Source organism: Allorhodopirellula heiligendammensis (assembly GCF_007860105.1).
Lineage (GTDB): Bacteria > Planctomycetota > Planctomycetia > Pirellulales > Pirellulaceae > Rhodopirellula > Rhodopirellula heiligendammensis.
Genome location: NZ_SJPU01000002.1, coordinates 812915 through 839198, shown reverse-complemented (window position 1 = coordinate 839198; position 26284 = coordinate 812915). Strand labels below are relative to the sequence as shown.

Sequence of the window (26284 nt, the reverse complement as noted above, 5' to 3'; positions counted from 1 at the left end):
GCGGTTACGTAGGTCACTAAGCGTACCCGTGCATTCCCAGCCTTCCATTCCAAGTTCATTGAGCCTGGGTTGACGTTCGCAACTCTGAATAATTCCGGCTCCTCCGACGGAAGCGTCGGATAAGCCACAATTCCGGGGTCCGACGCGGCATTGATCACCCTGTATTCCCACTGAACAATTTACACCTGTGCATCAACTGACTTCTAGGCACGAACAGAGCCCATACCACTGGAATCGTAAGCAACGCAAGCAAGCAAATGCCACCTACAACGGCTAACTTTTTTGATTCCATCCTGAAAGAGGTTGTGTTCAGAGATTCGAATATTGGCACCTGCCAACGAGTACGAACAGTTGAGTTTTCATTTGCAAAACCGTGCACGCCACATTTCGGTGCACTTTTTGATTACCCTCGCTTATCGATACTTGGATTACGGCATAAATGCCCGTAGATGCCCGTAAATGCCCGTAAATGCCCGTAAATGCCCGTAAATGCCTGGCATGACCGCCGGTCTGACCGCAACCCAAACCGCCAGCATACCGGCAAGCAGCCAGAAGACAAATATCATGAACGGTCGAACACGGACGATTCCTTCGCCACTGTAAAACACGAGGTCGCCGATTGGCGAAATGAGACCGAGGATTTGCAACGGTGCTTCCATCAAGTCATAGAGTAGGCGACCGCAAGGGAATCTGGTTTCATTCAGGATAGACAATCGAGGAACCAGCATGTCGATGCCGGGTACCGCAAAAGCACAACAGCCGAAGCCAAGCCAAGGCAGTGCGGCGAACACGAGTGACACGAGACCTATTGCCAGCAGAATGCGATGACCTGTTGTCATCGTTCAGTCCCGGAATTCAGTAGGGTAAATGTATGCATCAGCCGGGAGGGGCGAAAGACTTGCAGGCAAACGAGAAAACCGACCACCCGTGCTCGGTTGCATGGGATGGATACCTGCCATTTAGCGTTGCGGTATTGGGTGGGCTGAGGGCGTGGCAGCGGGCGGTTGTCCACGCGGCACAGAACTCACGGCTGGAATTGAAAATCCATACAGCAGGCCGCACAGCGCGAGCAAGGTGAATAGTTCGGTGGCGGTCAGTCGTCGCGAGTTGATTGGAAGTAGTGCTGGAGATGACATACGCGACAGGATGAACCAAGTGCAAGAGATGCCCGCCAATGTTAAGGCGGCTCCAGCAAGGCCGCTGAATCTGTACCCAGCGAAGGAAGTCGCGATCGCTGCCATTACGACCAAGCACGCACCAATGGAAAAGCGAAAAACACGGTGATCAGTCAGCGTCATAGCCATGCCGATTCCAGTCGAGTATTGGTCGCAATCACCAGGCCGCGACGAGCGACTCAACCACTGCCAAAACTCTGAAACGCGGCTTCATTGAAATGGCATTGTCATTTGCCAGTTTGGTTTACGTTGAACACTACAGACCGCCGACTGCGTTACCGCACCAGTGCATTCCACTTGGCTTCGGGTGACCATGGAATATCAGTCGCTTGTGAGAAATGGACTTTCGTGGGTTTTTGGTCATCAACGGCGTAAAAGACTTGAATTTGCCGCTCTAGCTCTACCTTTGTACCATCGATTCGACACTCAAGGGAGCCATCTGGAGGATTGATAGCTATCAGGTCGACCCACGAGAATCTCTGTTGCGCTAGCTGGCGGGTCGTTTTGTGAAGAACGACAATTTTAGGATCGTTGCGTCGGTCGTTTATCGTAAGCGAGTGGATACTCGGATACACACCAGCGTCTATTTCAGGTTGAATGGTTAGAGTCGCCTTTGTCTGTGCCTCGGAATGCACCCAACTGTTTGCAAGAGCAAGGCCGGAAACTGCGGTCAAAGCTACTGCAGCTAAAATCACAGACAACCGCACGATCGAAATGGAATTTCGTTTTCTCGATTTCATGATCATGCTCTCAGTCAAATAACGAGTTACTTATCGCCGGTTGGACCTTCGGTTCCCTCGGTGACACGGGAAGTGTTATCGCCGGTTCGAGAGAAATTTATCGCCGGTTGGCGTCTGCTGAGTATGAGGGCTCGGAATTCTCGGGTCAAGCAATTTCCTGAACCAACTACGGGCTTGAGAATTGACCTATTTTAGGAACTTGCGACGAATCAGCTCAGTAATGCCGCGGCGATGCCGTGCGGCGGGGAGCATGAACGATGCTCCCATGTGGTCAGGGGCCAACTCGCCAATGTCCGAGGTTCTCTTGGCAACACTCAAGTGTTCCATAAGGTTGCTGCGATCATCTTGGCTTCAAACCATTTTAAATTCACTTGTCAAAACACAGCAGGATCTGTGAGACACAACCTACGAGAGACCGCCAAGTCGACGGTGCACCCATCACGTTTCGCTGGCACGTTTGAGCTAGTGCGCAATCGCTCATTTGTTATTGCCACGGCGGATCTGTCTTCGCCAGTAGATTCAGGCGGCGATACCAAGCGGCGCGAGCGAAGTAGAATAAATCAAATCCGGCCGGGTTCAGTCGTGAGGAAATCGAATGATTGCTGGTTCCTCCTGTCGGCGCCCATCGACTGGTGCACGTGCTGAGGTATGGCGCGGAGTTGCGGCGAAATGAATCCTTTCGGTCGGCAATGTTCCTTCAAACAATGCGGAACGTGAAAGGTTCGTCGTCGGGGTCGTCGGGTTGAGGTGCAATCCATTGGATCGGCTCGGTCAGCACGTCGTCGATTCCGACGGGATCGGGCGCCGCCTTTTCAGCAGTCACTAGTTCGCGGGTAGTGTCGGGCTGGGAGGCGATGGGGAGTGGTTCGCTTGCCGATGCGGTCTGACCACCGTTGAGGTAGTTGATCACTCGCAGGGCGTCCAGCGCTGTGATGACACCGTCATTGGTCACGTCAATTTTGCTGCCGGTTGCGTCCGCGTGAGTGAGCGTATGAGAACCGAACGTATTGAGGTAGTTAATCACCTGCAGGGCGTCGACGGCGGTCACCACGTTATCTTGATTGACATCGGCCGCAAGAACTGGATTGTACCGTGGACTGTCGACCGTCTTGGCAACGAGCCGTATGGGAGTGTTGGTGGTGGACGAAACAGTGATAGGATCGAATCCGTAGGTGACGTTGTCAGACGTCGCAGTGAGTCGGTAGCTGCCACTGGGCAAATCGGACAACACAAAGGCACCATGGGCATCAGTCGTCCAATTGCTGGGAACTCCGGTGCGAATGGCTGTTGCGCCAATTTCTGTATCGGCGTGCCCCATGATGCGGATGGAGGCGATTCGGCCATCGGAATCATGGAGCGTGAGTGTTTGACGTTCGCCGAAGCCGAGCCCACCGTCGCTGTTGTTGCGAAGATCTGTGGTGGCGCGGTCGATGAGGTTCCCTGCAGCATCATAGGCTTCGACGCGTGCGTAGGCCGTACCGTTGGACGTTAACCCCACGACGTCAACGTCTACCTGAGCGGTCGGCGTGGTCAACGTCGCCAATGCGGTGACTCGATCTCCCAAGTTGGGTGTCCAGTACTGAAGCTGGGAATCGTGGACATGCAGCATGGGCGTGTTATTGAGCTCAGCCACTCTTCGAACTTGCGCGGTCGTCTTCAATGCGCCCAAATTGCCACTAAGCGTGATCCCTGAGACGGTCGGCAATTGGGTATCGAGCGCCGCGTCGGCGGCGTCAAATTCCCCCTGCGGCAACTCACTACCGTCGGCCGCTGTGACATGGATCGCTACGTCGCTCAAGAGCGGCTCACCCGAAGCTCGATTTGAGTTATCCCCCGTGTCCAGGACAGCATACCCGGACAGCGATGACGAGTCGGGCAGCAGCGGTGTGGTAGGCGTCGCCGACCAAATATCACTGGTGATACCCGTTTCGGCGTCACGAACACGAAACTCAATTTTGCTGAAATTCCTCGGTACGCTCAAAGCGAGGTTGAACGTTGCAGTGTAGGTATCCGGTGCCGCGACACTAACCCACTGTCCACCGTCGATCGATACATCGAGGCTGCTGATGCGGTTGATCGTAATATCGCTTTGGTTTCCGGAGGCATTTTGATTGCGGAGAGTGCCGACGGATGCTTCTCCATTGAACTCAAACCGAGAGGTTTCCGCGTTGAATACGCCCGAGCCCGATAGGTGGAGGGGAACGTCGAGCACGTCAAAAATGCCATCGCCATCGGAGTCCTGCCAACCGATCACAGCGAGTGTCGATGCGGCCGTGGTATGGGTCGCGAAGGCGGTGATTAACCGATCGTAGTCCGCCATAATGCTGACTTCTTGCTGAAAGCCAGGGGTCGGATTGTTGCGAGCGTTGGTGTTCGGAGAGTTGTAGTAACCTCGGGTCTCGTCATAACTTCCGCCGCCGGAGTATTCGTCGAAGGCCCAGAAGATGTGCCCCATCTCGTGGGCAAAGGTGCTGACCGGGCGTGTTGAGGGTGAGACGATGTACCTTCCGCCGGGAAAGGCAAAGGCACCTCGAAAGGATCCGCCTTCACCGAAATAACCATCGGGGTCATCGGAAGAATCCGTAATGAACAGCGAGAACGCCCAGTCGGTACCGAACTTCTCACGCTGAGAATCATTGAAGGCCAGCATCCCATCGTCGAGCTGCAGCGACGGATCGACGCCGGCAGCATCGAGAAATTGGCCCACGTAGCGATTGTAGTAGTTGCTCGGTCGGTCGATTGGCTCGTAGCCGGTCTCTACGGGATTACGAGCAAAGGTGTCATCGATGGTGAAACTCAGCGAGTGAACGCTATCGAACGTGTCGAGCAGATCGCTCCACCATTCTGCGCCAGCGGTAATATTGGCCAGGACCGAGTCAATTTCCGCGGGCGTCCAATTCTGAGACTGGGGATCGATCGAACCGTCGGATTCCAGGAAAATCGGCGTCACGGTGACCGTGCCCAGCATGAACTCCGCGGTGTCTTGCGGAGTGGCTCCCAGCGGCACTCCCACCGCCATTACCCGACGATTCTCGAGGGATTCGAGACGGAGCACGCGGCGGGGCTGGCTCTGGAGGCGGGGCACAGGCGGTCATCGGAAATAGAGGAGATTTGCGAACTGTCACAATCCATTGTGGCTTAGACGTCGGGAACTCGTAAAAAGTTTCCCGACGCCTTTGAATCGCACTCTCTCTAATCGATCCAATCCGAGCGACATCACATCAATTCAGCAAAAAAATCGTCGATGGCGGAGGTGCCGTCGTCGGATTGTGCTGCTTGGGCATCCTGCCGGTCCTGAGCGATCGCATCGACGATGCTGTCGAGCTGCATGGTCATCGGCGAGTCAAAAATGCTCGTTTCTGATGACTTTTTCTGCGGCTGAGCGATCACAGGCGTCTCCGTCAGCAGTGGCTCGCCGGCTGGCTCGTCCTTGCGGGAGGAGAACATTGTCGAGGTCGTTGGATCAAAGGCGACCGTCGCATTGGTTGCCATCACCCCATCGGCGACGGAGGTGTAGACCAACGCATTGGAGGGAGTTGCTGAAATCGGTTCACCACCTGGAATGTGGTTAGGATTTTCAGTGTTGAGGCGATTGATCACCCGCAACGCGTCCAGCGAGGTGATCATGCCGTCGCCGTTGACATCGGGGAAGGCCGGCAGGACCAGTCCAGCGGGCACGTTGGACAGGTCAACGGGCCCTCCGTTGGTATTCAGCACGTTGATAATCAAAAGTGCATCGAGCGGGGTTACATTCCCGCTGGCGTTGACGTCTTCGGCATCACCGGTCCCCGTAAAGGGGTTATCGACGACCGTGTAAACGTAGTCTTCCACTTCACCAGCGTCTGCGGTACCGAGCGCACCGAGGTCTTCGGTGTAGCTAAGGCGGAACCGAGCTTGGACGTCCCCGAGCTTCGCATTGGCGGGCACATTGACCGAAATTGTGTTGATCAAGAACGGATTGTTGGCTGGGAAACTGACTCGCGTCACTTCTCCTGGCCCGTTGCCGAAGATTCCGTCTCCATTCCAGTCGAACCACGCGTCGAGGTAACTCGCGCTGGCTGGCAAGGGTGCATTGGCTCCTTGATTGATTGAGACTTGGAAATCGGTCGTGAATCCAGGCTGGAGCGTACCCAGCAGGATGACGCCATCATCAATGTCACCATCATCATTGATGCCGTTAACATCGGCCGTCACCGAGGCCCCGAGATACAGGGCGTCGTTATCGCCGTTAACGATCCGGTGTCGGGGGCCATTGTTTTGAATCATGACCGGGTACTGTTGCCCACCACCGAAGGTGAGTGACGCGTCACCGTAGTCGTAAACATCGCCGGTCAGGATCTCGACTTGCGACGCTGTGCGTTCGGAAGCCGGTTGCAGGCGATTGCCCGCCTTGTCGGCGATGAAATCAGTCACGATCGAGTCACCCAGCGGCGTGCTGGTCGTTTTCAGTAACACGCGGTTATCGACCAGTTTCACGCCGGAGCCGTCCGAGCCGTCAAGTCCAGCGGCGATGGCGGCATCGGCGAAGCTCGCGGCGACAGTCGCGGCATCGTCGTTGTAGCGAATCACGACTGGCTGAGAAGCGGGATCACCGGCAGAACCGATCTGTTCGAGTACCGTGCTAGCGGTATTCAATCGAGTGTCATCATCACCACCGAGCGTGATCTGGCCCCCGCCTTGGTTGACGGGGTTCAACGTTGGGAACGCTGCCGACACCGCGGCAACAATTGCGTTAGCCAGCAAGTCCGGTGAGCCACCCTGGCCACCGCCGACAACCGTGACCGGAGTCGCACCTGGATCGAGCAGGTCGCCGTCGAAATCAATCTCAAACGTGACCGGGGTGCTCAGGCCGAGAGCGATCGTGAACGACTGGCCGTCTTGCACTGCCAGCGAAGTCTCACCCTCGGTCGTCGGGATTTGCAGCCCGAATCCGGGCGAAACACCGATCTTACTGTTGCCCGTCACGAGCGCTCCACCGCTCAGACTGGTCACCGAAATCGGACCGTTGGTCCCGCGAACGCGGAACACCCCGGACGCACCGGAAGCTTGGACGTCGAGTCCGACGTCACGGAAGCCTTGCAGCAGTGTTTGCACCAGTTCCCGAGGCGATGCATCGGGATCCACTGGCAAGACGACCCGGTTGACGTCCGGTCCGACGACGTTGAGGACGCCGTCAGAGTCAAACTCAAAGGCAATCTCACGCGTGCCGTCAAACACGCTGATCGTTTCGTTATAGTTTGTCAGACGTGTGCCGTCGCCAGCCAAAGTGCTATCTGGTAGCAGTTGAACATCGAGCTCTTGGTTGACATGTCGGAAGATCGAATCGTCTTCCAAGCCGACGTAGCTCTGGTCACTGTTGGCATTGGTTGATGTGCCCAGCAGCTGCAAGCGGCCACTGTCACTGGCCGTGGCCGTGGCGCTGTCCAAGAAGACCGCTTCGATATCGAGAATGTTGGGCTGGGTGGCAGCGAGCTGATTGATCGCTTGAGCCAACAGCTGCACAATTCGATTGGGCGAGGCGGTGTTAGGCAGACTGATCGCGTAGTTGCCGGTCGACGGCAGGGTACCATCGGGATTAATCGGCTCGGTCACATCCGTGACAAATTCAAACGTCACGGCGGGATGCGTGCCATCGAAAATCGTCAACGTTTGTCCGCTGATGGCGGGCTGTGAGATGCCCGTCAGGGGATCGGTCGAAATCAGCGATTCCGAAGGTACAGTGAGCTGGATCCCCACCTCAGTTTCGAGGATTTGGTCATCGATAAACGTTTGATCGCCATCGCTATAGTTGACGCCCGCCTCCGCCTTCAAGACGGCGGTATAACCGTCCACACTGCCGTCCTGAGCCCCGAGGAACTCGATCGTGTAGACAGCGTTGTCATCCCAAATGCCAGCGATCGGCGTGATGCGGATGGTATTGTCGGCAGGTTCGTAGGCAAAGCGGTAATCGATGCCTTCCTGCAATACCTCCGGTTCGGTACTGCCGAGCACCAAACGTGTGACAAGTAGGTTTTCGCTGGTAACCGTGTTATCGTTGACACCCACACCATAGCCTGTGTCGGCTGGTCGAATGCCATCGATCAATTGAATTTCGAACGCGTCGTAAATCGATCCTTGGGTGACCGAGCGGCCAAATAGATCGGAGTCTTCGTCGAAAATCAAATCTTGACCGCGCGGCGAGGTTAAGACAAATCGGGGACCTTCATTGTCGGTTCGCTCTTCCGCACCGCGGTCGATAAACCCGCTCAATCCCACACCAAGCGGGGTCGCGAAGGTCGGATCATCCACTCGAAGCTGTCCGTTGGCGTCGTAGAGCGGAGCCACGATCGGACTGGCGGGCAGCCCGAGGGAATTGCGAAGGGCGATCAATGAACCACGGTCTTCGAGCGACGCGATACCGCTGTCAATAATTGGGGTACGCGACTGAGGCGTGAAGATCAGATTGAACGGATCGACGAATACTTGGTCGCTCGGATTGATGAACTGGGCCGATTGGCCGTAGCCATCGACGCCCGAAATCCGAGACGGCTGATTATTGCGGTAGTACGTCGTCGCACCGATCACGGTGAGGTCAGCGGACGAGTCGACCTGTCCCGATGTTGCCAGAGGCGTCGGTGGAATCGAAATGCCAGTTTGGAAATTGCTGACGACATTATTGAGTAACGTCGGCGCTGAGTTGTCCTGAACCTGGATCCCGATCTGACCGGGGCTGAAGGTTTCTCGCGGTACCGTCGAGATCGCTCCGATGGCATCGATATCTGCCCCGGCGGCACCAAAGTTATTCGTGCCCGCAGGCGACAGGTCCGTCAGCCGTACATATGAGAAACGATCATTGAGACCAAAACCAAAAGCGTCCAAATCGATCTTGTTATCGAGTCCGAAGATTTCACCGACATTGAAATAGGTCACGTTGTCGCGACTGATCTCCACTCGCACACGCTCAGGGATGCCCGCTTCGAAGATTTGCAGGTCAGCGACTCCGTCACCGACGCCGACAAAGTCGCTCGGGCTACTCGAGCTACCCGTCAGCAAATTGTCATCGAACACAAAGGTCGCATGTCCGCCCGAACCCAGCGAGAAGGTAAACAACCCATTTTCGGGATCGTGCGCCGAGACGCCATAACAATCCGGTGAGCCAAGTGCCGCTTCGCTGTCGGTAAAGGAGGCTTCGACATCGGGGCCAAGTACCGTTTCGCTATCCAGCACGCTATCGGCAAATGACACTCCACCTTCAGGGAAGAATGTCCCAGCAAATACTTGAGGTCCGAGGCCGACGGCGGGTGTGATCGAGCCACCGACCAGCGTGTTGTTGATGATGCGGTCAAATCCGACAGGATTCTGCATCGCCAATCCGCCATTTTCCAAACCGCTAATGTCGATTCCGACATTCTGGTTGTAGGCAAATTCGTTATTGCGAACGACCACACCCGGAATCAGGTTTTCCGTATTGAGCTCATTAAAGTTACGAGCGTAGGTGAGTACCGACGGCGTGGCATCGAGCGGACTCTGGGAGATGACAGATTCTTTGGCCGCACGAGAGATCTGCAGGCCAGCATCTTCATTGTAGCTGAACCGTGTATTCTCAATCACGATCTCGCCCTGTTCCACGCGGTCGCGATTGGAGTCACCGCGGAGGTCATTGGAAATCGTGGAGACAAACGCGGACGCACCGATCGCGTTGGTGCGAATTGACGATGCGCCGACCAAGTTGATTTGCGTATCGGGAACGTCGCCGGGCGTATTGGCCTGAGTCAAGTTTCCACGATTAGCGACCACCCCGAGTATCGACTTCACTTGCTGTGAGTTGATGCGTGCGATGATCGCATCGGCGACTTCTTCAGCGGTTGCATCGGAGGGAACCTGAATCACCACTCGGTTCGCATTCTGAGCGAACCCGTTGCTCGGACCACTCGCCGGCAGGACGTCAAACTCGAACGTGACGCGTTTGTTTGCACCGTCGAGCGTGAACGTCGATCCGTCCAAAATCTCCGACGCTGGTTTCGTGACCAGCGAAACGGCCCCTGAGACCAACCGTTCATTCGTATCGAAGGCTCGGAAGCGTCCATCGACTGTGTTCGGGAACGCCCGACTGACATTTCCAGAGGCGATGTATTCCGAAGCGTCGCGGATTTCGAGTTGGTAGGGTCCTGACTGAGTGGGTCGCGGTGTTTCGGCGGGCGACGTCAGCGACAGCTCGCCCGAATCGACAAAGGGTTCGTCAGCTGCCGTTGGGGTCGCGGATGTGACCAATTCACCACGCTCAGCAAATCCAATGACGATATCATCGATGTAGGCACCCTCGTGGGCATTGTCTTCGGTACCAGCTTGGTAATCGCCACCGAATCGATCGCCGTAGCGCTGGGCAGTCGTCGTGAACGGGCCAAGTTGGTCGGCGTCGAAGGTCAGGTTGGGCAGGCGAACGGCCGAGCCGAGTCGTGGGACCAACGAGATATCGCCGCCGGCAAATCGATTGGCGACGGCCAGCTGCAGGGCCGCGGCAACTTCATCGGGCGTATCGCTGCTGCTGACAACAATCGGGGTACCCGTCAACGGATTCTGATTGCTGACGGACAAACCGCTCGTGGCAGGCGTCGTGATGGACCCCGCACCATTGAACTCAACACTCGCGTCGGTCGCAATGATGTTCAGTTCCGGTTCGATGGAAATGGTCGCTGCGTAGCCTCCCGTTTGAGCGGCATCGGTACTGCCGGCGACGCGTGGATCGTAGCTGGCGTTTTCAGGACCACTGATACCGATGAAGTACGTGCTATCTGAAGGAGCAACGAAGGAAACCGTGCCCGCAGCGAGGTTGGTGACAGCGAGCAGATTGCCATTGTCCGAACGAAGCTCCACACCCTCCTTATCAAAGAACCGGATATTGTTTGTCACACCAGGTTGATCAGCTGTCACCTTGACAGTGACCGTGGTCCCGGCGACGACACTGACGCTCGACAGATCGACGTCGCCACGATTGGTGATCTGCGTCGGCGTGATCGTCCCAAGCGTGCCGCGACCGTCGACGACCATACTCCCACCGTTGTAAGGCAGTGGCGTCGCTTGGTAGGTCAGGTCATTGCGTCCGGTATCACCCGTGACGTTGACGTTGCCGAACGGATCAATCGGATCCGAGGCATCGCTGAAATTAAACGATGACACTGTTTCAAAGACCGGTGCCTGCACGCCCGTGTTGTTCTCAACGACTTCCTGCAGTTCGCCCGCGATATCCGCTCGGGTCACGTCGGAACCGAGTGGCACACTGATCTGTCCGAGAGTCAGATTTCGCAGACCGTCGTCGAGTACATACTCCACACCATCGATCGTGACCACAAAGGTCACATCGCGATTAATGTAGTAGTTCTCTAACGCCGTTCCCGATGGGACGAGTTGGCTATAGTCAACGGCTTGATCATTCTCAAAAATCCGCAACCCCACCACTTCGGCAACGTCATCAATGGTCAGGTCGTCAAGCGTGATGTTCGCTGGCGCCTCGGGATGAGCAGCTTTGTAGATGCTTAATACATCGATGGTACGGCGTGCCGCCGACAGATCATTGTCGAACGGGAGCGTCAGATTGGCACGCTCGGTGTCGGTGTCCAGGAGAATGAATTCGGTACCGTTGAGGTAGACCGTGTACAGCTGATCTGGGTTGGCGGCGTAGTAGTCATCCGCATCCACGCCCACTGGCAATGGGTTCGCTTCGTAGAACTGCTCGATACCGGTTCCCGAAGGCAGCATGCGGTTCAGTTTGACCTGACTATCAAACGGAGCTGCAACAGCCCGAGCGATATCGCCGGCAGTGAGCTGCGATAGTTCCGTGCCAGCAGGGAAGTCCTGAAGCACGTTGATTGAGATTGCCCCGGCAGGAATGACGCGGGTACCGTCGTTGAGCACATATTGTTGGCCATCAACAGTGAACGACGAAATGGCAGCCGGATCGGCGTAGAGTTCCGCCAGCGAAATACCGGAGGAGAACGTCACGGTCGACGCCAGGTCGATCGAGAACACTTCACCATTAATCGTGAGCGTCTCGCCATCGGTAAGCTGCGATCCACCAACAGCACGGATCTCGCCGGTCAGCGATGAAGTGGTGCCTGCGGTCGCGAACTCAATCCGCAGTGACAAACCAGACTGGCCCGCAAACTGGTCCAAGGGTACACGAGCCTGGCGCCACGTTCCGGTATTGTCGAAGAGTTGCTGCACATCGACGTCGATGTCGTCGTCGTAGACGCCGACTTGAGCTGGATCGTCGAACTCATCATCGAGCGAGAAGCCTCGCCGCGCCTCGTTATTGGTCGCCACCAAATGCTCGACGCCGTTCTGGTCAACGACATAGACCCGCAGTGAATCCTGATCTTTGCCGAATAGGCTATTGATAGGATTGCCATTTCCATCGAGATCCTGGTCGACACCATCAGTTTCGAGGAAGTAATTGAAATACATCATCGGCAAGTCTGCTGCCGCGTAACCCTCGAGTGAGAACTCGTTGGATTGTACTTCGCCGCGGGCTCCGCCGGGGAAGTTGTATGTGTTCTGAACCGTTTGACCGTCTTGGCGAACGTTTTCGGCAGCAGTGCCCAGGTTCTGCACCGGGGCTTCGCCTGCGGCATAGCGATTGTTGAAGGCGGCCGCGGTGTAGTTGAACACCAGTGAGTTATTGCCCGATTGCTCGGGCCGAGCACCGCTAAAGGATTCATTGATACCGTGGCCGGCATCATCACCCCGTGCACCGGTGACATGCCACAGGTTGAAATCCAGAGTGGAGAAATCAAGTCCTTGAGCGTTGCTCACGCCGGTCTCGATCGACGTGCGACCACCAGCGAAGACGCCTTGCAACTCCCCTTCGAGATTGAACGCGTAGATCGTCCCACTGCCGGTGATACCGAAGAGAATTTGCCGCCCATCGGCATCCCGCAAACTATTTGGTCCGGCGCGGAGTCCGGTGAAATTAATTCCGATCAGGTCAGTCGCCGATTGGACATATTGCCCAACGTTATTGTTGCTACCTGAGTTCCCATTGACGCCGAGTGAACTCGAGGGAACGAAATACAAACCACCATTGTTGGAGACGGCGTAAAGATCGCTGCCGATCAACTCCACACCCGTGATTCGTCCGCCGTTGGCGAAACCACCAAGCCGCAGATTTCCGTTAACTGAATTCGCACTGACCACCACTCCGGTAACTCTCACCGCGTTGCCAAGCGATGTTCCGATCACCGTTGGCAAACTGCCATTCGCATTGGCCACGGAGATCGCTTGGACAATCCGATTACTGATCGTCTCCGCTGAGTCGGTCGGCAACAACGTCACCGGGGCATTGCCTGGTTGGACAAGATTGCTGCCTCGGAGCGTCAGCCCTGTCACACCGGTTCCACCTGGAGGCGTCAACGCCACCGCTGTCGCGGTCGGCAGCGCCAACTGCGTTCCCGCGAAGGACACGGGGATGCCTTGGGCTTGGATAGCGTTAGCAACGGTTTCAATGAACACCGTGTTGCTGGCTGTGCGATCGATGGGGATCACAATATTGCCGGGCGTGGTGGGGTTCGCGGCGTTGGTGAGTTCGAATCTCACCGGGGTACGGCCCGGCAATGTCACACTGAGAACCGTCCCATTGGCAATGGTCGCGGGGTTCGATGAGATCAAGGTGTAACCTTGATTCAGCTCGAATGTGACGAAGTCAGTACCATTGGTCAGCGTGAATGTGTCGCCATCGAATAGTTGTGGGACCGCAACTCCACTGGCATTCACGGCCGTGGCTGCTGAAACACCAATCACATTGGCGTCCTCAGGCAGACCATCATCGGGGTCCTCGTGAGTGTCAATTTGTCCAATTTCGCGAACGTCAGTACCGGCACCGGCGTTTGCCAGTGTCAGGTCAAAGTCGGGGCCGGTGGCCTCGCCGGTCTGATCATCGAACGCGTACAGAATGTTCTCTGTGTAACCTTGACGAGCCAGTCCGGGGCCGGGTTCCAAGCCTTGGCGAGGAACGGGACGATCGGCGACAAAGAAGCCCTGCTCATTACCAAATCGAGCACGGATGGTGATCGCTTCCACGATCAGGCCATCGTCGCTGTCCTGATCAAGTTCTTGGACGGCGGGAGCAGCGGGCGTGCCCTCAATCTGTTGATCGTGGAACGTGCCGATGCCGGTCGTTCCAACCGCGGTCAAGCCTGCATTGGTAGTGTCAATGCGGGTGTACTGATAGTTGGTGTCATTGAGGTTCTGCGGGACCGTGTAACCAAACAGTTCACCGTTGGCGGTGAACGCAACGTCGCGAATCTGCGTGCCGAAATCGCCGAGGTTGGCGTAACGAGCACCGGTGAACGGATTGACCAAGAACAATCCCGAGGAACTGTTGACGTACAGGAAGACATCATCGAGCGTTTGCTCAACGATCGAACTGTTGTCGAACAGGACCGGTACCACGGGCCCTTCAGCGACCTGGGTGTAGTTCGAGAACCCTCCGAGATTGTTGAATCCCTCTTCGGCGATTCGCCGCGTGCTGTCGATGGGTTCCAAGCGGACGAGCGGGTTGGTGGCGTCACGCTGAGTGAACTGATCCAACTGGGCAGGGGCTTGGAATTTATTCGAGACGGCGACGTAGTAGGTGCCTTCAGGAAGTTCCGCTGAACCAATGTAGGGGTCCGCAGTTCCGAATGAACCCCGAGACAGATCTGTCGTACCACCGGATGACAAGCTGATGTCATCGGCCACGTTGGAATCACCACCGATCAGGACGAGATTGCCGTCGACGTCGAAGACGTACAATGACAGGTCGGCACGCGACGCGCCATCGGCATAATCAATATCAAACACAGTGGCGAGGTACAGGGCAGCATCGTCACGGGTGAGCTGTTGATACTCGATCTCAAACTGATACCAATCGACATCATCGATGCCGTCGATGGTCCCGGAGATATTCTTCGCCAAACGGTCTGACGACAGTGGTCCCGCACCGTTGTTGAGTGACACGTCGACACGGTTGGTCTGGGCGTCATCACGCGAGATTAGAATTGATCCATCCGGTTGCACGACGACGTTGGCATCGAGTGCGGGATCACCGGTGAACTGCGTATCGTAGAGTCCGAGTCGCTGTGCGTTGGCCAGAGTTCCATTGTCGCTGGCCTTTTCAAAATCTTCGCCTGACAAGGGACTATGCATCGGACCACCGATCACTTGCACGCCGTTATCGGCATACAGCACGTCACTATATCGAATCTGAGTGCCTGCGAAGACGTCCGCCTCTTCAATGCGAACTTGCAGTTGATACGAACCCTGGGTCAATCCACCGCGAAGCCCACCAGATTGGTTGAGCAAGGATTCTTCATCAACGGCCACGTCGCTGGTATTGCCGACGACCATCTTGTTCTTTTCATCAGCAGTCAACGTCGCCTTGGATTGAGGCGAAATGGCACTGCGAACACGCACGTGGTAAAGGGTTTTCTGCCCGACCACGCCCGGCAATATCACTCGCATACCAGCGTCGCGAGCGTTGATCGAATAGTTATCTTGGAATGCCGCAAGTCCGGCACCGGCATCGACTTGGCCGGTGGCTAAACCGAATACTGAGGCGATACTCAAACCGTCAGCACCCCGACCGGTTCGAGAGCTGATCAGCCGGGTCAACTCGGCACGACGTGCTGCTGTGGAGGGATCCGCGATGTCCAGGGCGAGCAGTTCTTCGATGTTCGCGGCTTCGGCCATGGCGTCGTCGGACAGCACAATCGTCTGCCCGTTCGCGTTGACCAACTCCACGATCGAATCGAGGCTCAAATTCGTGCGGTCGATATCGAGCCACACCTGCGTGCCCGCTTGGGCAACGAATGAGTAGACGTCAACATCACCACTGCTCGACAGCTCACCATCGACGATCAATCCCAGCCGTCGGTTTTCGTCACCGGATGCGCGGTCAGGAGCGAGCTCGCCAAGGTACTGCGAACGACTCGCCAACGCGTTGGTGTCGCTATTGCCTACGTTGGCGGGTTCATTCTCAGCAGTCAAGGAAGCGTTGGAGTCTGACGCAGCTTCACGGATAACAATGCCATCCCAGCTACCCACACCCGGTAGATTGCTCGAAGTATCGAATGGGAATGGATCGGACGCAGGATCCGAAGGAATGAACTCGATGAACGAGGTCACGAGAGCTTCGGTGGCGCTATTGCTAAGGCGCCATTGATGCGCGGTATCAAAATCGCCAGCGGGGCCGATCGCGGACGTCCCGGCCGTGATGCCTTCGAAGGTCGGTGCTCCCGCTTGGAACTGCAGTCCCGGTTGGAACTGGGCCCCGTTGAGCGCCGTGCCGAATCCGGTGACCAACTGATCATTGTTGATCTGACCGAGAACGTAGGTCGAACCCGCCGAGAATCCAGTATAGGTGGCGTTGTTCTGATTGAAGGAGTCATTGGTGTACACGCCGCCGTGGCTGATCGCCACGCCGGTATCCTGGTTGACCGTCATCAATCGGAAGTCCGATTGACCAGGCGTTCCGATTTCATACAACAGATTGTTGCCATCGTTCAAACCGGGGCTGCCGCTATTGTCGTAACTGATCACATCGATCGCGTTAACACGTCCGGCATCAAACGGCAAACCGTCCACGGTTTCAAAACTGAGTTGGGTATAGATCGTGCCTCGATTGTCGAGAATGAACGTCTCCGCCTTCCAGCGAATTTGTCGACCGAAAATCGTTGCGTATTGCGTGCCGAGCGCAGGGCTGCCCGCGATCTCGTAATCGATGTCATAGGTACCACTGCTGACGACACGGTCGTCACTGGTCAGGTCAATTGCGATCGGCTGATTTGGCAAGAAGGCATCGGACAGCTCGACAGGCGCCGGGTTCGGGATGCCTGGTAGAGAATCCTGCGTGACGTTGATGAACGTCGTATACAGAAACTCCAGGTTGGCCGCGGCGAGCTGTTGCTGCTGGGCGGCATCGAAGCCGGTGACGGTGATGGAATCGATCCGTCCGCCATTTCCCACCGCCGTTTGCAGATATCCCACGCTATTGGCAGGGACGTCGTTATCGATCAGATAGGGCGCATCGGGGGCGACACTGCCGCCTTCGCGTCCGAGGTCGACTTCCGAATCGTTGTTCCCAAAGGACGGACTGATCGGCAAGCCCTGCGGCAATCGATCGCTATCGCCAGTGGACGTCCGTTGGTCGAGGACAATACCGTTATTGTCGGTGTCCACGTTGGCGCGGCCATCGGGTGTGAACCCAGCACCGACCGCATCATCGACGAGCGACGTCAGGACGACGGGGAAATCGGGCATGCCGACAATTTGCAGGCTTCCGCCGACGCGGTCAGCAATATCGATGAGTTCATCTTCGGCGGTATAGCTGTTGCCACCGACGATGATGCCAGCGCGGCGTTGCAACAAGGCATCGTCGATGTCCTGGTCCTGATTGGCGAACTTAACCACCAGTGACGCTCGGGCATCACTCTCCAACCGCAGACCACCATAGATATGTTGATTGGGGACTTCGATGGTATCGCGAACGATGTGCACGATGTCCGTGTCATCCCACACCACTTCGGTGGCTACTTTGCCTCCGCGAATTTCCATCCCAGCGAGACCACCGTCATCGCTACCATCCGTATTGATCGCGTTACCCTTGATCAACGGGCCACTGTTACCTCGCATGTTCAACGCATCGAGGTTATCCGCGAGATCGATCGCATCCGGGTTGGCGGTGGAGCGACCATGATCAGTCACCTCCTCCCAGCTGAAGCTATTGACGTCGAAAGTCATCGCTGGACCATTGCCATCGACAAACGTGCTGTCAATGATCACCGGTTGGGCGGCGCGAACGAAGATAGTGCCGCTGGCGTTGTTGACACGCCCCACGCGTTGTTCCAGCGGGTTATCGGGGTTGTTATTGCTGTTGTCGTCATCGTTGACGAACGAGCGGCCGTCATCATTGCTTTCGAACCGCGAGTTGGCGACACGCAAGTCACTTTGGTGGGCCTCGATCACGTTGAAACTGGCAAAGCCACCTTCCACTCGCGTCGTTCCACCGCCACCGGCGAAGACGGCATGGTCGAAGGATGCGTCGGCGCCGAAGGCTGCGAACACGCCCCCCCAATCACCTGCCTGCAGGGATGATTCGGCACCCGGGGTTGAATCTTGGAACAACCCATTGGTATTGAAAGTACCACCAGCACCGTAGCGACGATCATTGAGACTCGTCATCACGATCGGCGCCGTCGCGGTTCCTTCAGCAAACAACCTTGCGCCAAACGTAACGTCGATGCGAGACTGGTTGAGTTTGATCACGGTACCCGGATCGATGGTCAGGCCGGGGTCCAAGCGACCGGACAATGCCAGGCCCGTGTCACTCACACGTTCCGGGTCGAGCGGGGTCAACCCCACCGCAACGGTGTCCACGAACGATGTTGAGCTCGTATTCAGGCGTGCTACCCGCACGAACTCGCCGTAAATCGGCAAACCGTTGGCGTCGGTTCCGGTCACCGGAGCGCGGTACAGACGTCGGCCCGCATAGTCGGTATCACTGGAAACCGCGGGCAAACTGTTGAGTTGAATCTTGCCAGTACCACTCAAGGTGACCGTGACGCTGGGGTCGCTGGCGGCACTTTCAAATCCGTCTTTGGTCACATAGGTGAGACGATATGCGTAGCTACCGGCGGGAACTTCACCCGCGACCTGGGCGGGTGTTGTGGGCGTATTCACGACCGCATTGGCTTGGGCAAGCAACAGGCTCGGGGGCTCGTGCAAGCTGACTGGCCCGCCCGCGTTGCCTTCAATGATCAAGTTGTCGATCAAGATATGGACGATGTCCGTGTCGTCGAATCTCGCATTGACATCGAGTTTCTCCAGACTACCACCGGTCGGAGTGTCGATGCGAATCAACAAACCGTTGTAGGTGTTATTCAGAATCGTGTTGCCACGGATTTGAGGACCGACACGCACAAAATCGCTCGTGAAATACGGTGCCAGCCCCGCCCCCGCAGCGACTTCGTTCTGATAACGCGACTCGTCAAAGCGCGTTTCCGCGAAGGTGTCCGGAGTAGCGGCGATGGCAGCATCCGCCGACAGCGAGATCATGCTGTTAATGACGGTAGCACGTGTATCGGCCAATTCTATCGCTGCGACCGTTCGCGGCACACCGTCGATGCTGACGACGCCACCGGCATGTTTAATGTCCGCGTACTGGATGTGGTTTAAGAAGACACCATTGTTTTCCATATTCACTCGACTGTCGTCGGCGAAGTCAATATCGCCACGCAGATCGATGCCACCCCACGTGCCCTTTTGCGGGTTGGTCCCATAACCAACCAACTGGACGGGTTCGTCTGGCGTGCCCAGCAGCTGGACTGATGCGTTGCTGCGGTCCTGCGACGCCGACGTGCTGCCCACGCCGATGTGGCTGCCACGCATCTCGAAGGTCACACCAGCATCGAGGATCAGGTTCACGTCTTTTGGAACTTGAATGTCCGTCAGCTCGCCAGTCGTTAGCGCAGCTCCGTTTTGATTCCGTCCGATCTGGTACGTTCCGCCTGTGACCACCCGGACGACTTCGACTGCGTTTTCAGTCAGCCGGCGGGATTCCACATTTTGGAAGGCTGCATTGAGTGTTTTAAATGGGTTGGTAATGGAACCGAGAGTCCCCGATCCGGCCCCTGTTGCCGCGTTGTCTACGAATACGGTGGTGTTCGAATCGTTGGGTTCGAACCAGTACTGGAATAAGCCGCCGGCCTTGCCATCGGCGTCACCATCAAGCACTTGGCTACCATCGGAAATCGCGTCGGCGGCGGATGTGGTCGGCGTGAACGTCATCGAGACTTCGTAATCGCCTTGAGTCACCCCACCAATACCAGTCCCTGAAATAATCGGGTCGTAGTTATCGTTGCCCGAGGCGCTAACGCCGACGACGTATTCCCCCGCTTGGACTTTAACTTCAATCATCGAGTCGTTGCTGAAGTAGTCATCGTTGGCGGCAATTTCGATCGGCACACCACCTTCGATTCGGTACAGTCGCAGCATCGTGTCGAGGGTGCTCGACGATGACAATCGTTCGGCGATCGTCGAGATGTTGATCGTTCCCGCATTCGCTAACGTGAACTTGTACAAGTCGATGTCATTGCTTTCAGGCTTGTACAAAAACTGGCCGTTGACAATATCCGCTGGGGCGGGGAAAGACGACTCGTTAGGCTCCAACAATGAATCGGTGGTCGCTGGAATTTGATTCTGCGTCGGCATGATCGGATCGAGCACGCTCTCGGTCGACTGCGTGATCGGTTGCGGCAGATGGTCGGCATATCCGTAGCCGAGCAGCTGACCGACGCCGAGGAACACACCTCGGAAAAACTCGCCGCCGGTGAAATCGTCTGTGCTCTGATCGAAGTCCTGACCGTCGAGCACGATCAATTCATTGCCATTGGCAGTCGACGCATTGGGATCCCCTGCCAGGAAGGTTTTACCCAGGTCATCGAGACTGCGGGTAGCGACGGTAACGCCACCCGCGGCGCTGTTGACGAGCACACCGCTGCCATCGAACGTGCCCGACAGCTCGCCCACAGTAATGCTGTAAATGGGTCCCGATGGGCCGTTAAAATTTGCACTCGAAATCGCAGCGGCAGCATCCTGACCAACCTCGATGAACTGAACTCCGAGGTACTCGCTGAACAGGGACGCTACTTCGCGAACGCGCCGTTTCTGCTGTTCGGTGATCAGATTGAGATAGGTTTGATTGAGGTCGGTCGTCTGGGTCCCGAAATCCTCGCCCTGAAACGAATCAGGGAAATTGTAATAAATCGTGCTAATGCCTGGCGTCATATCGCCGTCTTCGCGCCAAACGCCCAGTGGCACGACCCGATCATTACGTGTCGGATCATCTGGACGAATGTCTCGCACGCCTTCATAACCCGACCCGCCCGGATACTGCAGGTCGTAGTCGGTCGGGTTAACGATGCTCCCGCCGGTTAACCGAACACTGGTAGTTTGATCTGTATTGCTGCCGTTGAACGCCCCGATCACCATCGGTCCCGGCTCGGTCACCGGCGACAGGGGATTGCGGGTAATGCTGTCCCCGGCTTCGATCACCGGAATCACACTAGGATCCGAGGGCAATAACGTTTCATCTCCGATCCGGAATCGCACCGCACCATCGATGAAGGCACCTGCATTGTCAGGATCGGGTGTTCGCGAGAATGGCGAGGCAAAGATCACGCGAACCGCATCGGTGCGACCATTGAGGGGCTCGACGCTGATCGGTTTGATCGGTTCGTCGTCACCACCCGTCACGGTGTCACGGGTGAACACCGCCGTATAAAAATCTTTATTCAGAACGGACGCGTTGACATCGCTGGTGAAATACACCTCAGCGACGTTCGGCTCGGAAATCAGCCGACCGTTTACCTTGGACACAGGCTCGGGCACGACGGCCAAGACACGTGGCGGCGCATTGATACCAAACTGCACGGCGAAATCCATGCCGTCATTGAACGCTTCGTCGTTGGTATTGCGTAGCGCGCGGTCACCACTGCCATAGATTTCGATTTGATAGGTGTCGTCTGGCAACGCCTCGGCGAACCGGAAAACGACCTCATTGGGGCGATCGCCAATCCCGACATAGCCCGGTGTGACGACAGTGTCAGTGGCACCCTGCAATGCCAGGCCATTGGGAGCTGTCGACGTGACCGTAGTGAAGCCCGTAGCGATTGCGCTGCCGGTGCTTCCACGTTGCAATGACGCTTGCACCAACTTCGACGCCGTTGGACTGCTGTTGACCGCCGCCACCAACTGACCCACGGTCGATCTGGCGCCCGTCGCGGTGTTGTAACGAACGGTGATGATACTATTGGCAACGCTGACCAGAGGCGTCGATGAGCTACCGAGGTTTGCGCCGATGATTTTCACGCTGACTGACGTGCCAATTTCACCGGACTGACTCGCCAAGAATCGTACTTGGGTGGTTGGGCCCAAGCCCATGTCCGTTGTCGCGCGTGCCGTGTTGGCACCATCGAGCGTCAGCGTCTGACCGCCAGCGGGCAGTTTGTTACCGATGGGCGTCTGAGTTGAACCATGAACCGAGAATGCGGTCACCACTTGGTTGGCTGGCGACGAATTCAGAGCCTTAAGCAAATCCGCTACGGTCGCGGGACGCGAGGGATTACTGTTGAGGCGGATATCGATAGTTTTTAAATCGGGATCCGCGGCGGTGACTAAAACAGGCGCGGCGCTGAGCGGCAGATTGGCGCTGATCAACCGAACGATGGTACCATTGCCCTCGACGCCTGGGTTCTGCGCCGATGCGCGGAACTCGACCTCAACCTGATTCACCACCTGTGCATTGCTGCTGGTGCCGAAATCGGTGATCGCACTGGCCGCTTCGAATCCTCCGTCGGTCCCCGCGCGGGTGATGCTGAGCCCCTTCGGCGAAACCGAGTCGTCATTGACGCCGACCGAATTGAGCAGAGTAGAGACGTCAATCGACGAATTATCATCGAACTGGAATAGCAACTCGTTCGGCGAGGTCTGCAATACCGTTGGGTTGACCAATGGCGCATTGCCGAGGGAAGATCCACCCTGGATCAACTGACCGCTATTGGGCTGAATCCCAACGAGTTCCGGCCCCGCCAATAACTGGCGTGGCTCGAGCATTTGCGTGTTCAATCGTCGCTCGATCGCGGCCCGGCGATTGCGGGCACTCGACGAGCGTTTGCCTGACTTGCGAGTGCTGCCGTCGCGACCTACCAACCCAAGCCGATCAGCCAGAGCACTGCGAAAACTGCGATTGGAAGAAGATTTGCCCGGTTTACCGATGGTCATCAGTGGCCTCGTGTTGCTGCCCCAAAACCCCCGTGACCGACAGGGTCACGCGAAGCGGAGGGCAGGAAGCTGGAATTCATGTTGCAAATACAATCTCGAAAGCTGAACCGCTCATGCCCCGTAAAAGCACCAAAAAACGGTCGCGTCGAGAGTGCGAATCTAGACAAGCTGCGAGACTTGCGCAACTTTAGCTCAGTCTCACCGTGCGAGTGTAATTAACAAGCCCTATTTAGCAACGAAAATCACGTTCCATGAAGGGTTTGCGCCGCTGACGACTGGAGAAAACGATTGCACCAGTCGCAACGCACCCAGGTCGTCTGATGCTGGCAAACTAGGAAAAGTTCCCTCAAGAACCCGCTCCTGCTATATCGGCTCAAGACGCAGTGGGAACCAGCCAAAATGGGTGCCTCGTTCAGGTCGCTCAGGCGGATCGGCCGAGGCCGCCAGAGCTCTGCCGGCGGCGTCGGCAGAGCGGGTCGGCGCGGCACGGGTCGCGCTTCCAACCCCGCCGGGCTGAGGGGCAGCAGCGAATTGCCGGGCAACGTCGCTCGGTCGTGTGGGAATACCGAGCGCAGCTCATTGTCATTTCGCTGCCTGCCGTTAAAGTAGGGGCTCTGTGCTATCTAACGCCGCTGAGTCGAACCACAGGGGACGCCTGATAGCCCTTGTGCGACCAGGGGGCGTCGCCGAAACGCTCGACTAAACGTACGTTGGGGTGGGTTTCGTCTCAGTCGACACCCATCGCGCCGAAAAGCACCTCCACCGTCCCAGCATGCACGAAGGCCCCGAATGGATCTCGCGATCACCATCGTCTCTTTTCTTTTTTTCACCGGCCTGGTCGGCATTTTAACGTGGTGGATCACGCGGAAGGACGACCACGCCAGTACTCAAGGTTACTTTCTCGGCGGACGGTCGCTCACCTTTCCGCTAATTGCGGGCTCGCTGTTGCTGACGAATTTGTCGACCGAGCAGATGGTGGGGCTCAATGGGCTCGCTTTCACCGACGGCCTGTGCGTGATGGTCTGGGAGGTTGTGTGCGTGATCGCACTCGTCCTGATGGCGTGGTTTTTCCTCCCACGATTCCTCAAGAGCGGCGTGGCGACGGTACCGGAATACCTTGAGATTCGATTCGACCATCAGACCCAGGTCATCACAAACCTGATCTTTCTATTGGCGTACGTGGGAATCTTGCTGCCGATCATTTTGTACACCGGTGCGCTCGGCATGATGGGGATACTCGACGTTCCCTCGATGCTCGGTAGCCTCCCCGAGATCCTGGGCATCGCCCCCAATACGTTGGCGTTATGGCTAATCATTTGGGCGGTTGGGATTATCGGATCCATCTATGCGTTGTTTGGCGGCTTGCGAACCGTTGCGGTGTCTGACACGCTCAACGGCGTCGGTTTGCTCGTGGGCGGCCTCCTGATTACCGTCTACGCGTTATCGGCCCTGGGCGGGGACGCCGGCATGGTTGCTGGCGCAGAATCCCTGCTCGATGAACAGCGAGAGCGATTCAATTCCATCGGCGGCCCGAAGAGTTCCGTCCCATTTGGCACGCTCTTTTCCGGCGTTTTCATCATCCAGTTGTTCTACTGGACCACCAACCAACAGATCATCCAACGAACTTTTGGAGCCAGGAGTCTCGCCGAGGGTCAAAAAGGGGTGCTGTTGACGGGGGCACTCAAATTGCTCGGGCCATTGTTCCTCGTCGTTCCAGGCATGATTGCTTACTCCATGTTCGCGGGCGAAGCGATCAAGCCCGACGAGGCATACGGCAGGCTGGTCAACCGCGTCCTCCCACCGCCGCTGACCGGTTTTTTTGCGGCCGCCATGATTGGTGCGATTCTCTCCAGTTTCAACTCAGCCCTGAATAGTTCCTGCACCCTGTTCAGTCTGGGACTGTACAAGGGAGTGTTCCGCAAAGATGCCGACCAAGCCAGCGTGGTGCGGTCGGGCAAGGTGTTCGGCTGGATCGTGGCCGTCGTCGCCATGAGTGTGGCACCACTACTGGCGCAAACAACGAGTGTCTTTGAGTACCTGCAGAAGATGAACGGGATGTACTTCATCCCGATCTTTGCCGTCGTCCTGGTCGGAATGCTCACTCGCCGGGTGCCCGCCATTGCCGCGAAGATCGCCTTGCTGGTTGGATTCTCCGGAATTGCGATTGGCTACTTTGTCTCACCGTTTGACAAAATTGTCGCCTCGCTCCACGACTTTCATTTTCTCGGGCTCATGTTCTCATGGCTGATTGTTTTGATGCTAGTGATCGGGGAGATCTGGCCGCGAGAAACCGAGTTCGAACAGCAAGATGTTGGCGCTGTCGACATGACCCCGTGGCGACTTGCCGTGCCAGCAGGCTGCCTGCTGATTCTGATTGTCTTCGCGATCTATATCAGCTTTGCAGACTTTTCTGTGCTCGCTCCTGAATCCACTTCTTCGAATCCCCCAGTTCTGGAATCCACATGAAAACGTTGACTCTAACCTGTTTGGCTTTTCTTATGACGCTCACCGCCTCACCAGTCTCAGCGGCTTCCAGCGCCTCGATCGAAGACTTTGATTCGATCCAGCTGTACACGCTCGCGAATGATCATGGCATGACCGTGAAGGTGACTAACTACGGCGCGATCATCACATCGATCGTGGTGCCCGACCGCGATGGCAAAGGTGCCGATGTGGTCCTCGGTTACAATAGCGTCGAAGGCTATATCAATGCCGTCGACAAGCCTTATTTCGGTGCCGTTGTCGGCCGCTACGGAAACCGAATCGCGAAAGGCAAATTCACCCTCGACGGTGAAACCTATTCACTCGCGATCAACAATGGTGAGAACTCCTTGCACGGTGGCATCATCGGTTTTGACAAAGTCGTATGGACAGTGAAGTCGGCCGATAACCGTTCGATTAAACTGAACTATCTGGCCAAAGACATGGAGGAAGGCTATCCCGGCAACCTCGATGTGACGGTTACCTACACGGTCACCGATGAGAACCAACTTGTCATTGATTACCACGCGACAACAGACAAAGCGACGCCGGTCAATCTCACTCAGCACACTTATTTCAATCTTCAGGGCGAAGGCGAGGGTAGTATCCTCGACCATGAACTGAAACTTAACGCGAGTCAGTTTACTCCGGTTGATCAAGGTTTGATCCCGACCGGCGAGACACCTTCGGTCACCGGCACACCATTCGATTTCACCACAGCCAAGGCCATTGGTCGTGATATTGGCGACGATCACGAGCAGCTCACCTTCGGCGGCGGCTTCGACCACAATTGGGTTCTCGATAAAGACGGCAAGTCGGGCGAGCGGACTCTCGCAGCAGAGGTATTCGATCCTGTTAGCGGCCGAACGTTGACAGTCAGCACCACCGAACCGGGCATTCAATTCTACTGCGGCAACTTCCTTGACGGTCGATTGAAGGGAAAATCGGGGAAGACCTACGGGCATCGCAGTGGCTTCTGCTTGGAAACTCAACACTTTCCAGACAGCCCGAATCAACCGAACTTTCCCTCGACGATCTTGCGTCCGGGTGAAACTTATCAAACGCAAACCGTGTTCGCGTTTTCGACCAAGTAAGTTC

General features: G+C 56.5%; 7 protein-coding genes. 2 read left to right on the top strand and 5 right to left on the bottom strand.

The window, feature by feature from the left end:
• Nucleotides 1-428 precede the first annotated feature (428 nt).
• The 5 genes from Poly21_RS13450 to Poly21_RS13435 all read right to left on the bottom strand — a co-directional run bounded on the left by Poly21_RS13450 (nucleotide 429) and on the right by Poly21_RS13435 (nucleotide 22705).
• A complete protein-coding gene (locus Poly21_RS13450; RefSeq protein ID WP_146407511.1) occupies nucleotides 429-839 on the bottom strand; it encodes a hypothetical protein in 411 nt (136 codons plus the stop codon).
• Nucleotides 840-1450: 611 nt separating this feature from the next.
• Nucleotides 1451-1915, bottom strand: coding sequence for a hypothetical protein (locus Poly21_RS13445; protein WP_146407510.1), 465 nt, complete (start codon nucleotides 1913-1915; stop codon nucleotides 1451-1453).
• A 186-nt stretch (nucleotides 1916-2101) separates the two neighbouring features.
• Nucleotides 2102-2242: a hypothetical protein gene (locus Poly21_RS27535; protein ID WP_302118856.1), complete on the bottom strand. Its 141-nt coding sequence runs from the start codon at nucleotides 2240-2242 to the stop codon at nucleotides 2102-2104.
• A gap of 370 nt (nucleotides 2243-2612) precedes the next feature.
• The gene (locus Poly21_RS13440) at nucleotides 2613-5000 is read right to left on the bottom strand and encodes a dockerin type I domain-containing protein (RefSeq protein ID WP_302118855.1); all 2388 of its coding nucleotides are present in this window, start codon (nucleotides 4998-5000) and stop codon (nucleotides 2613-2615) included.
• A 131-nt stretch (nucleotides 5001-5131) separates the two neighbouring features.
• Nucleotides 5132-22705: a dockerin type I domain-containing protein gene (locus tag Poly21_RS13435; protein WP_146407509.1), complete on the bottom strand. Its 17574-nt coding sequence runs from the start codon at nucleotides 22703-22705 to the stop codon at nucleotides 5132-5134.
• A gap of 789 nt (nucleotides 22706-23494) precedes the next feature.
• On the opposite strand from Poly21_RS13435, the gene Poly21_RS13430 reads away from it, so the two are divergent.
• Both Poly21_RS13430 and Poly21_RS13425 read left to right on the top strand, forming a co-directional pair.
• Complete coding sequence (locus tag Poly21_RS13430; protein ID WP_146407508.1) at nucleotides 23495-25171, top strand: solute:sodium symporter family transporter; 1677 nt, start codon at nucleotides 23495-23497, stop codon at nucleotides 25169-25171.
• Nucleotides 25168-26280 (top strand): aldose epimerase family protein, encoded by a 1113-nt coding sequence (locus Poly21_RS13425; protein ID WP_146407507.1) that lies wholly within the window; start codon nucleotides 25168-25170, stop codon nucleotides 26278-26280. Before Poly21_RS13430 ends, Poly21_RS13425 begins: the two co-directional genes overlap by 4 nt.
• Nucleotides 26281-26284 lie beyond the last annotated feature (4 nt).

Excerpts from the sequence above, each read along its gene's own strand:
- Poly21_RS13430 (WP_146407508.1), top strand. The coding sequence starts at position 23,495 with ATGGATCTCGCGATCACCATCGTCTCTTTTCTTTTTTTCACCGGCCTG.
- Poly21_RS13450 (WP_146407511.1), bottom strand. The coding sequence starts at position 839 with ATGACAACAGGTCATCGCATTCTGCTGGCAATAGGTCTCGTGTCACTC.
- Poly21_RS27535 (WP_302118856.1), bottom strand. The coding sequence starts at position 2,242 with ATGGAACACTTGAGTGTTGCCAAGAGAACCTCGGACATTGGCGAGTTG.
- Poly21_RS13435 (WP_146407509.1), bottom strand. The coding sequence starts at position 22,705 with ATGACCATCGGTAAACCGGGCAAATCTTCTTCCAATCGCAGTTTTCGC.
- Poly21_RS13445 (WP_146407510.1), bottom strand. The coding sequence starts at position 1,915 with ATGAAATCGAGAAAACGAAATTCCATTTCGATCGTGCGGTTGTCTGTG.
- Poly21_RS13425 (WP_146407507.1), top strand. The coding sequence starts at position 25,168 with ATGAAAACGTTGACTCTAACCTGTTTGGCTTTTCTTATGACGCTCACC.